The 15,580-nt window shown below is 68.4% G+C and carries 12 protein-coding genes; 7 read left to right on the top strand and 5 right to left on the bottom strand.

The features are described 5' to 3' along the window. Window positions 1-50: 50 nt before the first annotated feature. Entirely contained in the window at window positions 51-2,495 is a 2,445-nt protein-coding gene (gene gyrB, locus JOE48_RS06810) for a DNA topoisomerase (ATP-hydrolyzing) subunit B (RefSeq protein WP_210028819.1), read from the top strand. Window positions 2,496-2,990: 495 nt separating this feature from the next. Then, entirely contained in the window at window positions 2,991-4,649 is a 1,659-nt protein-coding gene (locus tag JOE48_RS06805) for a methyl-accepting chemotaxis protein (protein WP_210028818.1), read from the top strand. A 7-nt stretch (window positions 4,650-4,656) separates the two neighbouring features. On the opposite strand, the gene asd is transcribed toward JOE48_RS06805, so the two are convergent. Next, window positions 4,657-5,556: an archaetidylserine decarboxylase gene (gene asd / locus JOE48_RS06800; protein ID WP_210028817.1), complete on the bottom strand. Its 900-nt coding sequence runs from the start codon at window positions 5,554-5,556 to the stop codon at window positions 4,657-4,659. A 32-nt stretch (window positions 5,557-5,588) separates the two neighbouring features. On the opposite strand from asd, the gene JOE48_RS06795 reads away from it, so the two are divergent. Continuing rightward, entirely contained in the window at window positions 5,589-7,280 is a 1,692-nt protein-coding gene (locus tag JOE48_RS06795) for an aminotransferase class III-fold pyridoxal phosphate-dependent enzyme (RefSeq protein WP_210028816.1), read from the top strand. Window positions 7,281-7,326: 46 nt separating this feature from the next. Here JOE48_RS06795 and JOE48_RS06790 read toward each other — a convergent pair whose 3' ends face one another. Next, a complete protein-coding gene (locus JOE48_RS06790; RefSeq protein ID WP_210028815.1) occupies window positions 7,327-7,938 on the bottom strand; it encodes a hypothetical protein in 612 nt (203 codons plus the stop codon). 53 nt (window positions 7,939-7,991) lie between these two features. Continuing rightward, window positions 7,992-8,678 carry a class I SAM-dependent methyltransferase gene (locus JOE48_RS06785; protein WP_210028814.1) on the bottom strand — a complete coding sequence of 229 codons (687 nt, stop codon included), beginning with the start codon at window positions 8,676-8,678 and terminating at the stop codon, window positions 7,992-7,994. A gap of 622 nt (window positions 8,679-9,300) precedes the next feature. Between JOE48_RS06785 and JOE48_RS06780 the strand changes: the two genes are divergently transcribed. The 4 genes from JOE48_RS06780 (at window position 9,301) to JOE48_RS06765 (ending at window position 13,607) form a co-directional block, all read left to right on the top strand. Further along, window positions 9,301-10,083: a lytic transglycosylase domain-containing protein gene (locus JOE48_RS06780; protein WP_210035615.1), complete on the top strand. Its 783-nt coding sequence runs from the start codon at window positions 9,301-9,303 to the stop codon at window positions 10,081-10,083. Window positions 10,084-10,319: 236 nt separating this feature from the next. Beyond that, on the top strand, window positions 10,320-11,426 hold the full coding sequence (locus JOE48_RS06775; RefSeq protein WP_210028813.1) for a tlde1 domain-containing protein: 1,107 nt from the start codon (window positions 10,320-10,322) through the stop codon (window positions 11,424-11,426). Between the two features lie 686 nt (window positions 11,427-12,112). After that, complete coding sequence (locus JOE48_RS06770; protein WP_210028812.1) at window positions 12,113-12,808, top strand: hypothetical protein; 696 nt, start codon at window positions 12,113-12,115, stop codon at window positions 12,806-12,808. Continuing rightward, window positions 12,717-13,607, top strand: coding sequence for a hypothetical protein (locus JOE48_RS06765; RefSeq protein ID WP_210028811.1), 891 nt, complete (start codon window positions 12,717-12,719; stop codon window positions 13,605-13,607). The genes JOE48_RS06770 and JOE48_RS06765 overlap by 92 nt, the downstream gene beginning before the upstream one ends. A gap of 236 nt (window positions 13,608-13,843) precedes the next feature. On the opposite strand, the gene JOE48_RS06760 is transcribed toward JOE48_RS06765, so the two are convergent. Together JOE48_RS06760 and mdcB are read right to left on the bottom strand one after the other, a co-directional pair. After that, a complete protein-coding gene (locus JOE48_RS06760; RefSeq protein WP_210028809.1) occupies window positions 13,844-14,578 on the bottom strand; it encodes a DUF3750 domain-containing protein in 735 nt (244 codons plus the stop codon). A 94-nt stretch (window positions 14,579-14,672) separates the two neighbouring features. Next, window positions 14,673-15,548, bottom strand: a complete 876-nt coding sequence (mdcB, locus tag JOE48_RS06755; RefSeq protein WP_245253150.1) for a triphosphoribosyl-dephospho-CoA synthase MdcB — start codon at window positions 15,546-15,548, stop codon at window positions 14,673-14,675. Window positions 15,549-15,580 lie beyond the last annotated feature (32 nt).

The raw sequence follows: 15,580 nt of genomic DNA, 5'->3' as shown, positions 1-15,580 counted from the left end.
ACGGCGCGAGTTCCTCCGTCGCGACAAGGCCCGCCTGCCCGAGGACATCCATGGCCGACACCCCACAGACCGAGCCCGCCGAATACGGCGCGGAATCCATCCGCGTGCTGAAGGGCCTCGACGCCGTCCGCAAGCGGCCCGGCATGTATATCGGCGACACCGACGACGGCTCAGGCCTCCACCACATGGTCTACGAGGTGGTGGACAACGCCATCGACGAGGCCCTGGCGGGCCACGCCGATCTCGTCACCGTCACGCTCAACGCGGACGGCTCGGTCACGGTTTCCGACAACGGCCGCGGTATCCCGGTGGACATCCACAAGGAGGAGGGGGTCTCGGCGGCGGAGGTCATCATGACCCAGCTGCACGCGGGCGGTAAGTTCGACCAGAATTCCTACAAGGTCTCCGGCGGCCTCCACGGCGTCGGCGTCTCGGTGGTGAACGCCCTGTCGTCGTCGCTCCGCCTGCGCATCTGGCGCAACGACACGGAGCACGCGATGGAGTTCCGCCACGGCGATGCCGTCGCGCCCCTCGCGGTGGTCGGCCCCGGCAACGGACGGCGCGGAACGGAAGTCACCTTCCTGCCGTCGACCCAAACCTTCACGATGATTGAATTCGATTACGGCACGCTGGAGAAGCGGCTGCGCGAGCTCGCCTTCCTCAATTCCGGCGTGCGGATCGTCCTCACCGACGCCCGCCATGCCGAGAAGAAGCGCGAGGAGCTCTATTACGAAGGCGGCATCGAGGCCTTCGTCCGGTATCTCGACCGCTCCCGCAAGCCGATCGATGGCATGGCCAGCCCGGTGGTCGTCTGCTCAGAGCGCGACGGGATTCGGGTCGAGGTTGCGTTCTGGTGGAACGACTCGTTCAACGAGACGGTCCTGCCCTTCACCAACAACATCCCGCAGCGGGACGGCGGCACCCATATGGCCGGCTTCCGCGCCGCGCTGACCCGTCAGATCACCGGCTATGCCGAGTCGAGCGGCGTCGCCAAGCGGGAGAAGGTCTCGCTGACCGGCGAGGATTGCCGCGAGGGCCTCACGGCGGTCATCTCCGTCCAGGTGCCGGATCCGAAATTCTCGTCTCAGACCAAGGACAAGCTCGTCTCCTCCGAGGTTCGGCCCGCGGTGGAGAACGTCCTCAACGAGGGTCTGTCGACCTGGCTCGAGGAGAATCCGAGCCAGGCGCGCTCGGTGATGGGCAAGGTTGTTCTCGCGGCCTCGGCCCGCGAGGCCGCCCGCAAGGCGCGCGAGACCGTGACCCGCAAGGGGGCACTCGACATCGCATCGCTGCCCGGCAAGCTCGCCGACTGCCAGGAGCGCGACCCGAGCAAGTGCGAGATCCTGCTGGTGGAGGGCGATTCCGCCGGCGGCTCGGCCAAACAGGGCCGCGATCGGGCCTTCCAGGCGGTGCTGCCGCTGCGCGGCAAGATCCTGAACGTCGAGCGGGTGCGCGCCGATCGGATGCTGTCCTCGGCCGAGATCGGCACGCTGATCACCGCGCTCGGCGCCGGTATCGGCCGCTCCTCCACGGACCGCGAGGGCTTCAACCCGGAGAAGCTGCGCTATCACCGCATCATCATCATGACCGATGCCGACGTGGACGGCTCGCACATCCGGACGCTGCTCCTGACCTTCTTCTTCCGGCAGATGCCGGAGCTGATCGATCGCGGCCACCTCTACATCGCGCAGCCGCCGCTCTACAAAGCCGAGCGCGGCCGGCGGGCGATCTACCTGAAGGACGAGCGCGCCCTCGAGGATTACCTGATCGACCAGGGGACGGACGGCGCGATCCTGCGTCTCTCCACCGGGGCGGAGTTTGCCGGGGCCCAGCTCAAGAGCCTCGTCGAGGAGGCCCGGGCATTCCGGAACGTCCTTCAAGGCCTCCACACGCGCTACGACCGCGCCGTGGTCGAGCAGGCGGTCCTGGCCGGTGCCTTCGATGCCGAGGTGGCGTCGCGCGCCGGCGAGGCCGAGGTACTGGCCGACATGACCGCGCGCCGGCTCGACGCCATCGCGGACGAGATCGAGCGCGGCTGGCAGGGCGAGTCCTTCGAGGGCGGCTATCGGCTGAGCCGGACACTCCGCGGCGTTCGCCATGTGGCGACGCTGGATGCGGGCCTGATCAGCTCGCAGGAGGCCCGCCGCCTGTCCGAGCGTGCCGACGCGTTCCGGGAGATCTACGGCGAGCCCGCCAATCTGATGCGCAAGTCCGACGAGACCGTGCTGCACGGCCCTGTGGCCCTGTTCGAGGCGGTGATGGCGTTCGGCCGCAAGGGTCTGCAGCTCCAGCGCTACAAGGGTCTCGGCGAGATGACCGCCCAGCAGCTCTGGGAAACCACGCTCGACCGTGACGTCCGCTCGCTGCTGCAGGTCAAGGTCAAGGACGTGACCGACGCCGACGACCTGTTCGTAAAGCTGATGGGCGATGTCGTGGAGCCGCGGCGCGAGTTCATCCAGGAAAACGCCCTGAGCGTGGCCAATCTCGACGTGTAGGTCAGGACCGGACCACCCCGACGAACCGCGCCGTCCGCTTCGCAACGAAGCGGACGGCGCGTCCCGTTTCCAGCCGGCCCTTGCCCGCCGGACTGCGTTTCCGACGGGTACCCTACCGTCCACCTCATCCTGTGGTGGCGCGCGAGTCGGCTATAGGCACCAGCCTCCGCGTCAGGCAGTTCGGACTGGGCGGCCGATCGGGACCAGACGCAGACGGTCGGAGCGCGTCCAACGGTGACAGTCGCGCACATTTGACGCCCGGTTTCCGACGTCGATGCCGTCGCGGCAAACGATCTTGGGCCATTGCGAACTCGGGACGGGAGCGATCACTGGGACCTTCCGGCGATCTAGACCCATCTTCGCAGCCATCGAAGGGAAGATCTGTCTTTATTGCCAATGCATTGAGACTTGTCGCGTCCTACACTTGAACCGCGCCAGCACGATGCTAGACCGACAGAGCATTTCAGCTTCGGTTCGACGACGCGATCACCCTCGATGAAGATCTCGATCAAGGCGCGGCTCATTGCGCTTCTCGCGATGCTGGGCGCTCTCCTTTTCACGTCGGTCGCGCTCGGGACCTATGCGTTGCGCAGCAACTCCGAAAGCCTGGAGACCATCTTCAGAGACCGGATTGTGCCGCTCAGCCAGTTCAGCACCTTGCGGGACGCGTACGACGCCATCCTCGTCGTGGTGCGCACGGTCGATACGCCCGCTGCCGATCGAGTCGAGGCTGCCACAACCGTGGATCGTGAGCTCGCGCGCGCGCAACGGGTCTGGACCGAATACCTGGCCACCTACCTGACACCGGAAGAGAAACAGCTGATCGCGGATCTCGAGCCCCAGCTCGGACGCAACGCGGCCATCCTCACCGGTCTCAGCCGAGCGCTCAAAGCGCAGGAGCCGGATGCCATCGCGGCCGCGAAAGTCGAGCTGCTCCACGCCATGGCGCCGACGTCGATCGGCATCAGCAGGCTGACCGACCTGCAAGTCCGCGAGGCCCGCGCCCAGTTCGATCGTGCGGACGCGATGGCGCGGCGCCTGAGGATCCTGCTCCTCATCATGCTTGCCGCCGCCGCGATCGCGGTCGCGTACGGCGTCGTCGTGATCCTCGTCCAAGTGACGCGGCCCATCGGCGAGACGACAGCGACGATGAACCGCCTCGCCTCGGGGGATCTCGCCGTCCGGCTCGGCGGGGCGGAGCGCCGCGACGAGATCGGCGCCATGGTCAGGGCCGTCCAGATCTTCAAGGACGCGCTCGTCGCGAAGCGCGAGGCGGACGAGGCGGCGGCGACCGAGCAGGCGGTCAAGACCCTTCGCGCGGAGAGGCTCGATCACGCCACACGGGCGTTCCGCATCCAGGTCGAACGCATGACGCACACGCTCGCGCATGCCGCCAGCGAGATGGAAGCTGCGGCTCGGGTCATGAGCCGCAATGCCGATCAGACCGCCGCCAAGTCGGTCAACGTCTCGTCGGCCGCCGAGCAGACCTCAGCGAATGTACAGACCGTGGCGGCAGCCAGCGAAGAGCTGGCGGTCTCGATCGGCGCGATCAATGGCCAGATCGCCCGGTCCAGCGACATGGCGGAGCGAGCGGCCGCCGATGCCGCCGAGACGAACGCGCTGGTGATGGGACTGGCTGACGGCGCCGAACGGATCGGAACCGTGATCAGCCTGATCGCCGGCATCGCCGCGCAGACCAGCCTTCTCGCCCTCAACGCGACCATCGAGGCCGGTGAGGCGGGGCAGGGCTTCGCGGTGGTGGCGGGCGAAGTCAAGCAACTGGCGACCCAGACCGCCAAGGCCACGGAGACGATCGCCGCTCAGGTCGCGGCCATCCAGGGCGAAACGCATCGCGCGGTCGATGCCATCCAGGCCATCACGACCACCGTCCTGGATCTTAGGACGATCGCCGTCGCCGTAGCGGCCTCGATGGAAGAGCAGGGAGCGGTCACGCAGGAGATCGTGCGCAACGTCAACCAGGCGGCGGACGGAACTCAGGCGGTCACGCTCAACATCGGGTCGGTGTCGCAGGCCGCCGCGGAGACTGGCACCGCCGCAGCCCAAGTGCTGGAGGCCGCCTCGGACCTGTCTCGTCAGTCGGGCGAACTCAGCACCGCGGTCACCGAGTTTCTGGCGGCCGTTCACGCAGCGTGACGGCAGCTCAGGCCGGCCCGTCTGAGATGCGCATCAACGGCTCGCCCATGCGCAGCGGCACACCCTCGCGCAGGGCCGGCCAGAGCGTGAAACCCGGAGGTGCCAGCACCACGATGGTCGAGCCGTGCTCGAACCAGCCCATTTCCGCGCCCTTGCGGAGTTGGGTCGTGCAGGACAGTGTCCGGCCTCCCGTGGCGCGCAGATCGACCGCCTCCGGGAGGAAGCCAAGTCGCAGGCCTGCGACGAGGATCGCGGCCACCGGCACCAGCGTAACGGGATGGCTGCGCTCTCCCACGCGCAGATGCAGGACCGCCCGCTCGTTGCGGCAGAACAGCGCCTCGACGCGCTTCAGCGCGATCGGGTTCACATTCCAGGTGTCACCCCAGATGTGCCGGACCGACTCGACGCGCAGGTCATGCGGCGCGTGGAAGCGATGGTACATCCCGGCGGTCAGGCGCAGGGTCGCGTAGGTGCCGCCCTCGTGGACGCGCGCCAGCGCCTCATCGCCGCCGAGCAGATCCGCGAGCCGGTAAGACAGGCCCTTGATCTGGTACAGCCGTCCTGCCTCGATCCGTCCGTGCGCACCCAGGATCGCGTCGCTCGGGCTCGTGAGGATCGCGGGATCGGCCGCGATCGGCCGGGCTTCGGGCTGGAGGGCGCGCACGAAGGCGGCGTGGAGACTCGGGAACCGCGTGTCACGCGCGTCGCTGAGATCCACGTCGCAGAACAGGCGCCACGTCGCGATCGAGAGGTCGCGCACCCAGGGCTGCTCGATGCGGCTGAACCAGCCCATGAAGCGGGTGGCGAGGCGGCGTGGAAGTCGATTGGTCAGCAGGAAGTTCAGATCCTCCTGCGCGCCCACGCGTGCCAGAGCCCTGCGCAGCCGCGATCCGGGAACCGTCATCATGCCGTGAACCGCCTCCGATAGGGCGCGGGGCAATGTCTGCGCTCCTCACCGCCCTGTCCGCCACCACAGCCGTCGCGCTCCTCGCTTTGCCGCGGGCGGTGCAGCGCCTGCACTTGTCCCGGGCGAAGCACCCCTCGCTCACGGGCCATGCGCGGATGGCCCGGCGCGTCGCTGGACTGATCCCGCACTACGCCTATTCCGAGCGCGGCTTCTTCCGCTCCGATGATCCGGACGAGGCCGTGGCCCGGCGCCGCGAGGCGGGCTTCGCGCGGCTCGCCGATGTGTTCCGCACGCGCTTCCCCCGAACCCGGGCCGAGACCGCAGCTTTGCGCGACGGCCTGTCGGACCTCCAGTTCACCGGGCTCTACCGGGTCCCGTTCCAGTATGCGCGGCACGTCCGCGATCACCTGGGCAGCGGCGCCTTCGCGGCCGCCGCCGAAGGCGTGACCGTCACGGATCTCGACGGGAACGTGTTCTACGACCTTGCCGGCTCCTACGGCGTTAACCTGTTCGGAGTCGATGTCTACCGGGCCTGCCTGGAGGAGGGGGCCGCGCGGGTCTCGGCCCTCGGCCCTGTGCTGGGCCCGCTCCATCCGGTCGTCACCGGCAACGTGGCGCGACTGAGGGCGCTTTCGGGCCTCGACGAGGTCTCGTTCCACATGTCCGGCACCGAGGCGGTGATGCAGGCGGTGCGACTCGCCCGCTATCACACCGGACGGCGACGCATCGTGCGCCTGTGCGGCGCCTATCACGGCTGGTGGGGCGAGGTGCAGCCGGGCATCGGCAACCCGGTCCCCACGCGCGACACGCTGACCCTGGCCGACATGTCCGAGCGGACCCTGCGGGTGCTGTCGACGCGCCGGGACGTGGCCTGCGTGCTGGTCAACCCGCTTCAGGCCATGCACCCCAATGCCGCGGCGCCCGCCGATTCCGCACTGGTCGACAGCGCCCGCCGGGCCGCGTTCGACCGGGCTGCCTACACACGATGGCTGCGCGATTTGCGAGCGGTGTGCACGGCCCGGGGCATCGTGCTGATCCTCGACGAGGTCTTTTTGGGATTCCGCCTCGCCCGCGGCGGGGCGCAGGCATATTTCGGCCTGCGTGCCGACATGGTCACCTACGGCAAGACGCTGGGCGGCGGCCTGCCGGTCGGGGTGCTGTGCGGCCGTGCCGATCTGATGCAGCGCTACCGGGACGACCGGCCGGTCGACATCTGCTTCGCCCGAGGCACCTTCAACGCCCACCCCTACGTGATGGGCGCCATGAGCGCGTTCCTCGACCGCCTCGAGACCCAGGAGGTCGCCGCGCTCTACCGCGATCTCGACGCGACATGGGATGCGCGGGCGACGCGCCTCAACGAGATGCTGGCGGAGGCTGAGTTGCCGGTGCGCGTGGCCCACATGTCCACGGTCTGGACGGTCCTGTACACCAAGCCGTCCCGTTACAATTGGATGCTGCAATTCTACCTGCGCGCCGAGGGGCTGGCCCTGTCGTGGGTCGGGACCGGCCGGATGATCTTCAGCCTCGCCTATGACGATCCCGCCTTCGAGGCCGTCGCGCGCCGGTTCGTGGCGGCGGCGCGCGCCATGCGGGCGGATGGCTGGTGGGACGGGACGGCGCCCAGCGACACGGCGATCCGTCGGTCGATCCTGCGCGAGGTCGCGGCGGTCAAGCTGGGCAGGCTCGGCGGCTGGCTGGGGCTGCGCGCGCCGGACCAAGCCTGATCCAGGCGCGCCGGGCCGATACGTGGCCCGGCGCATCGATCCGCGCTCAGGCGCCGCGCTCGTGCGGCTCGTGCTCCTCGATCAACTCGCCATGCAGCAGCGCCAGGGGCGCCCTGTGGTAGAGCTTGATATCGTGGAACGGGTCGGTGAGGATCTTCGTCACCCAGACAAGGCCGGTCTGCAGGTCGCGCTGGATGAACAGCTGCATCATGCGGAACAGCAGGCCCGCCAAGGCGAGCCACAGCCAGATCCAGCCGACATTGCGGATCAGGTCGGTCGTCGTCTGGTGCGGGGCGATCAGCCCGAACAGGCTCGGATCGACGTAGAGCGGCAGCGGCGAGAGCGCCCAGATCGCCAGCAGCACGATCTTGCGCTGAAGGTTGTAGCCGACCTTGATCTCCTCCTTGTGCTCGTGCGTGGCCTCGTTGACGTGATCGTAGCCTTTCGGCTCGAAGAACAGGTGGCCGGCCTGCCGTGAGGTCATGGCCACGAGCCAGCCGATCAACGCAGCCGTCGCCGGATCCTTGAATGCCAGCGCGTAGGCCACCAGGAAGCTGACAGCGCTGACCACGTGCAAGGTCTGGTTGACGCGGTTGTGGTGATAGTAGCGGTGATCGTCCCAGCGCTGGACGCGCAGCGCTTCCATGAAGCTCGCCATGATGTGCTTCCCCGATCGGATGGTTGTGGGCTGATGAGAGATTTTGCCCGGCCTCAGGCGTCGCGCTTGCGCAGGCGGACCAGTGAGAAGTGGCCGAGCGGCGGGAGCGCCCGGCGCTCGACGATCGCGACCGGCGCCTTGGCGGCCCAGGCGGCGTAGCGGTTCCAGGCGAACTCGGTCCGCCAGCCGAGTCGGCTCGTCACCGGGGCCAGGGCGTGCTCGACGGCGCGGCGCAGGCCGGCCTCGGCACCGATCCGGGTGGTGATGACGATTTCGCCGCCGGGGCGGAGCACCCGGGCGAACTCTTCGAGGGCCGCCTCCGGGTTCGGCACCGCCGTGACCACGTATTGCGCCACCACGACGTCGAAGGACGCATCCTCGAAATCGAGGTGTTCCGCGTCCATGACGGCAAGGCGCTCGACATTCCGCAGACCCAGCCGCGCGACCCGCCGGCGCGCCTTTTCCAGCATGGGCGCCGAGATATCGATGCCGACGATGCTGCGCGCCCGGCGATAGGCCGGCAGGGAGAGGCCCGTCCCGACGCCGACCTCCAGGATTCGGCCGCCGACCCGCTCGGCGGCGGCCGCCGCCAGGGTACGTCCCTGGGCGAAGACCGGTCCGAAGACCAGATCGTAGACCGGCGCCCAGCGGCCGTAGGCCCTGGCGACGCCGTCGCGGTCGAGGTCGGGGCCGAGCGTGCCCGCGCGCGAAGAGCCGGTGCCGTGCATTCCGAGGGCCATGGGTGTCCTGTCTTGCTGTCCGTCAGGTCAGAGTGGCCGCGCCGCTCCGCGTCCGCGGTCTTGCGGCGCGCATCAGCACCGTCCTGGGGAAGATGATCTTGCCGAAGGCCGACCGGGCGTCGGAAACGTGGAGGCTCTCGCGATGAACCGGAGGGCCGGTCAGGAGAGGCAAAGCAACGGCGGGCGCCGCGTTGCTCTGCAGGTCGTGAGGCCCACACCGTAGCTCCAGCAAAATCTTTCCGCCGGCAAAGCTATGACTGTCGTTTGACAGCGTTGTGACAGTAAGTAGGGGGCTTTTTGTCCGATTAACTTCGTTGGCAAAGCGTCCGGCGGCGCGTTCGCCTGGGATGGAAGCGGCGCAACACTGTCGATCGTCGAACTTGTTTCGCGGGCTTTCGCACGGCGTGAACCGAAGCGCGACACGCCTTGTTCATGATGCGGACAGGGCTTGGCGGCTGCCATCTCGCCGTAAAGCCGCGAATGCGCGATGATTTGAAGACCTGACGGCCGGAGGTCCCGCCTTCGACATCTTCTCGCCCTGATATCGACGAGATGTGACCCGGTATCGCCATAAGGACGGGGCGCGGTTGCGCGCCAAGGAGTGTTTCGCGTGACAGACAAGATGCGGCGTCAGATCCTGGCGGTGGCAGCAATCGCCGGGCTCGCCTTCAGCGCCGGGCAGGTCCGGGCGGCGCAGTGCGGCAGCAATGCGGCCGGCTTCGAGACCTGGAAGCGGCAATTCGCCGAGGAGGCGCGCGGCCGCGCCAGCGCGACAAGCCTCGCGGCGCTCCAGAATACCACCTACTCCACGGCCACCATCTCGGCCGATCGCGGGCAGCACAGCTTCAAGCTGTCGCTGGAGCAGTTTCTCGCCAAGCGCGGCGGCCCGGCGATCGTCTCGCGCGGCCGGGCACTGAAGCGGCAGAACGCGGCCCTGTTCGACTCGATTGAGCAGCGCTACGGCGTGCCGCCGGGCCCGCTCCTGGCGATCTGGGGCATGGAGACGGGCTTCGGCGCGGTGCGGGGCAACGTCAACACGCTCTCGGCCGTGGCGACGCTCGCCTACGATTGCCGCCGGTCGGAGTACTTCACCGACCAGCTCTACGCGGCCCTGACCCTGATCGACCGGGGTCTGCTGTCGCCGAGCACCCGCGGCGCGGCCCACGGCGAGGTCGGCCACACGCAGTTCCTGCCCAAGAACGTGCTGACCTACGGCACCGGCGATCTGAACAATGTCGGCGCCGCCCTGTCGTCCACCGCCAACTTCCTGAAGGCGCATGGATGGCGCGCGGGCGCTGGCTACCAGCCGGGTGAGCCGAACTTCGCGGCGATCCAGGGCTGGAACGCCGCCCCGGTCTACGAGCGGGCGATCGCGCTGCTCGGGCGCCAGATCGACAACGACTAGTGGTCTCCGGCCGCCTTTTCGGCGGCCGAAACCTTCGGAAACGGATTCCATCCCGCCCGAAAATGGTCCCACTCGATCCAAGATCGACCATGGAGCCGCCCCAGAAAAGCCGGCCCGGCCCCGCTGTTTCGCTGTGGACGGGGCCGGTCGGTCCGTCGTGATTCCTCGGGATTTGCCCGTCGACATTGCGATGGTCGGTCGAGCGCCCGCTTCGCGACGAGGAGCCTGGGCATCACATGGCCACCGATTCCGTGCCGCTGGACGGTTCTGAAGCCCGGAGCGCGCGCCGCTCCTGCGCGGCACCCCTCGCGGTGCTGACCGGGGCGCTGGTGATGGCCGCTGTCGGGAGTGGCCACCTCCGTCACGGGAGGCAGCCCGACGAATCGCCGAACCGGACGGCCGCAACCTTCACGCCCGCCGATAATCGCGACAGGTCGCCGCCCGCAGAGGCGAGAGCCGACGCGCCGCCCTTCGAGGCACCCGCCGTCGAGACTTGGCGCGACGCGACCGGTGGCTCCCTGTCGCGCTGGGCCTGGGCGCAGATCGCGCTGCCCGCAATTCCGTCGTCTCCCGAGGGCAATGTCGAGGCGGAAACCCAGAGCGCGGCGCCCCCGCGCGAGGCGGTGATCATTCCCCTGCCGGTCCCGCGTCCGCCGGAATTCCGGTCCCCTGGCGGTGCCGGCCTCGTCCGCCGGTCGGACCGGCGGATGGCGCGCCGGGAGCAGCCGGCTGCCCAGCCGGTCGCGCCGCCGAGCGACGAGCGCTCGTTCCTCGAGAAGCTGTTCGGCATCGAGCACGGCCCGGCTCTGGCCTACACGGCGCTGGAGAGCAAACCGGCGGATCTCGTGCCGCAGCGGCGTATCTCGCCGCCGCTGCCTTTCTCCCGGGAGCCGAGTGCCTCGGCCGGTGTCGCGGTCTACAACATCGCCACGCGGACGGTGACGCTGCCGAACGGCGAGCGCCTGGAGGCGCATTCCGGCCTCGGCGAGGGTCTGGACGAGCCCCGTCTCGTCAATGTGCGGATGCGCGGACCGACCCCGCCGGGCACCTACGATCTGACCGAGCGCGAGCAACTGTTCCACGGCGTGCGGGCCATCCGGCTCTCGCCGGTCGGCGGCAGCGAGGCCGTGTATGGCCGTGTCGGCCTGCTGGCCCATACCTTCATGCTGGGACCGCGCGGCGATTCGAACGGCTGCGTGTCGTTCCGCGATTACGACCGCTTCCTCCAGGCCTTCCTGCGGGGCGAAGTCCAGCGCCTCGTGGTCGTGTCCGGCACGCAGGATCCGCTGCCGACGGTCGCGGATGGCGGCGGACGCACCCGAATGGCCCGCAACGGCAACTGAGATCGCGCCGGCACGGGTGCAGATCCGGTCCGGCTGCCAAACGCATGCGTCGGTTGGAGGCCCGGCTGCGGGCCCGCATAGCGGCGCGGCGCGATCCCGCGCCCCCTCCGCAGCGTCGTAGTCGAAGACCACCGCATCTGAAGATCCGTCCCGGGCCTCCGGAGCCTCTTTCCTTCAGACCCGCGCGCTCGGCGGTCCCGCGGCGCTAGGCGCCCCGACAACACCGATCGCGCCTCGCTGCAGGCCGGCGGCGCATCCCTCGCCGAGCCGATCGTTGGGACGTGAGAACTCGTCGCCGACCGGGTCGAAGACGAGGAGACGTGCAAGAGTGTCGAGAGAACAGCTCTCCGCCCACGTCCGAAAACCCCGTCGTTCCAGGACTGCGAAGCAGGGCCAGGAATTCAGATCCGCCGTCGGTGCCCCGCAGGCACGCTTTGCGGCTCTGGATTCGGGGGCTCGGCTGCGGCGGCCCCCGAATCTCAGGGGGGGTCGCGAACCGCGGAGATCCTCTGAATGCGTCGTCCGCTTCTACGCGAAGCTTCGCCGCGCGACGTCTCTAGGCCGCTAGCGATGATTGCCGAACATTAGACGACCGATAAGAAGATGTGAATGAGTATCAGACCGACTAGTATTGCGCAGCCCTGCTATATGTGAATATGCAGCCGCTCCAAAACTGGTAGGTTCGGATGTTCGATCTCTTCAGGCGTGCGCGCAGCAAACCCGCGTCCGGGATGACCGCCGACCAGATCGTATCGCTGATCGACGGCAACGCCCGATTTCAGCGCATCAAGAGCCGCTATGCCGTCGATGCACCCGGACTGGCCGCCGAAAAATACCTGAACTATCAAGCCTATATCCCAGCCTATTACAAGGATATGGTGGCACTCGACTTGAACTCGGGATCACGGTTGAGGATCTTGGACCTCGGCACAGGCTTCGGATACTATCCGTTCATCTGCTCATGCTTCGGCCACGAGGTCGAGGCGGTCGATATCGACACGCTGCCGCTCTACAACGAGGTCACGTCCGCACTCGGCGTTAAGCGCACGGTCTGCCGGATCACCGCCTTCACGCCGATGCCGCTTAATCGTGGCCGGTTCGACCTTGTCATAGCTTTCGCCACTTGCTTCAACAACAACTCCAGCCCGGACCTTTGGGGGCAGAAGGAGTGGGCCTTCTTCCTCAAGGATTTGGTGACAAAACACCTCACAGAGGATGGACGCCTGTACTTCCGCAGCAACCCCGAAAGCGACGGGCGGATGGGATCGACTGGCGTCGAGGAGATGATGAATGCTCTTGGCGCCGAGATTACCGGCATTGACGTTCACTTCCGCTCGGCGCGCGACCTCGCCGCAGCGTTGGAAGGATTTTCGCCCCGTTGACGGCGGCGTGGCACGCGGCATCGCCGAGACACTTTCGCCCGGCGACGGCGCCCCACCGACCCCCACGGCGGTAGCCCGGTTCGTCTACGCGAACAGCTGGCATTACCCCTGGGAAGCGCGGACGCGAACGACCTTGAAGCGGTGGGCTCTGTCCAGAGCGATGTGGAAGGCGCCCGCCGAATACAGGCTCATGCTCTCGGAAGCGGGCAAGGCATTTCCGTCTCAGAACGTCGATGAGAATTTGCTTCGGATTGTAGACGCAGCCGCCGGCGCACGTCCGCCGTTCCTGGAATGTGGCCACAGGGCACTTGCTGCGGCCGCCATCGCCGAGAGCGTCGGCATGCCGGTTCGGTACGTGACCCTGTACTCCGGCGGCCCGGTGACCACGGTTTGGAGCCACCACGTCTTGGAACTGAAGGGTCCTCGTGGCTGGGAGATGCACGATCCCGATTACGGGTTCTTTCTCAAGACGCGAACGGGTCATGCCGCCTCGGTCGAGGACGTGATGAACCAGCCCGTCTCGGTCGCCGAGTATCATTGGCGCCCGAGGATCCGGCTGGCCCGCCACATCGCCAGCCTGATCGACAACGGCTTCTTCGCAGCCGTCTCGACTCGGCACTATAATGTGGAGGACACGCTGTTCGTCAGTGAGAGCGGTCTGGCGAGTGCCACGTTCGAGCATGAGGGTCGCGGCCTCGCCTTCCCGGACTACTGGCGATCGGTCCTCAGTCAGTCGGTTACGAAGTCGGTCGTGATGACGGGCAAGCGGGTCGTCATCAAGGGTGCGCGGGGCGACTGACGAAAGGCGCTCTCCGTCATGAGCCGGGACTACCGGGTCGGATCCTTCAGGGCCGCGCTGGACCAACGCGTGGGTCGACGTCGGCGAAGCGGGCTACCCACAAACACGCATGGCTCGCAGGGGCTTGGAGTCGGTGCCGACCCTCGACCCGCACCGTGAGCGAACGGGCGCGGCCTGAGCAGGGCCGCGTCCGGCCTCGAGGCCACAGGCGACGCTTGGCGGCGTGCCCCGGACCCTCAGATGCCGAGCCGACCGAGAGCCGGCAATTTGATCCCCGGCCGGCGCAGGTCGATCCCGGCTACGCCCCCGAGCAGGTTCACTTCGAGCCCCTCGACCCAGCCGAGCGTCAGGCCGGCATAGCCGCCGAGATTGATCCGGATGCCGGTACCCGACGGTGTCCGCCCGATCCAGCGGCCGTCGTAGGGGAAGTCTTTGCCGATCGCCGTAGTCGGGAGCGTGGCGCGCATTTCCGGAACCGCCGCCATGATCGCGGCGACGAAGGTGTTCGAGTTCGGACCCGGCCAGACGACATAGTCCCCGGGGCGGGCGAAGCGGTACTCGGCCACGGCCCTGCGGATCCGCGGCAGCATGGCCTCGGCTTCCTGGCCGTCCGCCGCGAACACGACGTCGGGTGCGTTCCCGAACCAGCGGCCATCGGGCACGAACCGATCGATCCAGATCGGTTGGCCCCAGGCGGTGTAGTCGAACCGACGGTAGCGGCGCTCGTCGCGGCTCTTGATGACGATCCAGCTGTGCGTCGCGACGATGCCGCGCCAGCTGACGGTCCGGGCGGAGAAGATGCGTACCACGGCACCCGGATGCAGATCCGCAGGCGGCAGCAATCCGCTGCTCGACCGGTCGGCGAGCCGCCAGTCGCCGCTTGCGCGCAACCAGTATAGCGTGGCCGAAATCGCGACCGGCACGAGGAAGAGGGCAACCAGCGCGAGAAGCGCGATCCGGAAGAAGGTCAAGGGCGGACCGGGTGAGGGGCGGGAGACGGATCCGATGTGGGGATCGATCGGCCGCGCTTGAATGCGACCGGACGGTCCATTCACGCGCGGTCAGCTATGCGCCGCGCCCAGGAGGTCGCGCGAGCGCGTCCAGTAGCAGCGTCGCCGCAAGCAGGTCCGCGCAACCGCCCGGGCTGAGTCGCGCCGCAACGAAGGCGCGGTGGATCGCAACGGCCCGATCGCGCCAGCCGGGCGCCGCGATCCCGCCAGCGGCCACGAAATCCGCGGCCGCCGACCGGGCGCCGGCCAGCCCGTCCGCTCCGCCGCGGTGCAGCAGATTCGTGTCGTCGACAACCGCCAGGAGCGCGAAGAAGCACTGGACTCGGGCCGCCTCGGCATCCCCGGGCGCGCAGAGGCGGCCATGACGCAGGGCCGGCAGGCCGACGCTGCGGATGGTCGGGAAGCCGGCCGCCGCCTCGGCACCCGCCCCGCCGACGCCGTAGCGGCGCGCCGCCCGGCCGCCGTGGCTGACCGGCGATGGCGGCGAATCGGCGATCGCAAGGCCCCAGAGATGGCGCACGGTATCGGCGCAGGCCTCTGCCGATTCCGGGGGGCCGCCGATCGCACCGGCCGCCGCGCAGATCAGGCCCAGCGAGAAGATCGCGCCGCGGTGCGCGTTGATGCCGAAGGTGGCACGCATCATCGCGGCTTCGGCTCGCATCCCGATCGCCCGGAGCTGTCTCATGGCAGCCGCCGCCGCACCGGCTTCGACAAGCTCGGCGAAATACGGCCGGATCGCTGCCGCACTCCGGCGCAGGGTGTCGGCATCCATGTCGTCATGGCTGCCGGAATCCACTGGGCTGACGAGGCCCGGCTTCGGCCACGTCTCCAATTCGCCGATGAGGGCCTCGTGGGCCAGCGCCGCGACCTGCGCGGCCCAATCCGCACCGGAGACCGCGTCTCGCTCGACCGGTGCCACGAGATCGCGCAGATGCGGGTGCAGGGCAGAGCTCCTCGCGACGC

Source organism: Methylobacterium sp. PvR107 (assembly GCF_017833295.1).
In the GTDB taxonomy this organism is placed as follows: Bacteria; Pseudomonadota; Alphaproteobacteria; order Rhizobiales; family Beijerinckiaceae; genus Methylobacterium.
This window is presented reverse-complemented; position numbering and strand designations above follow the sequence as displayed.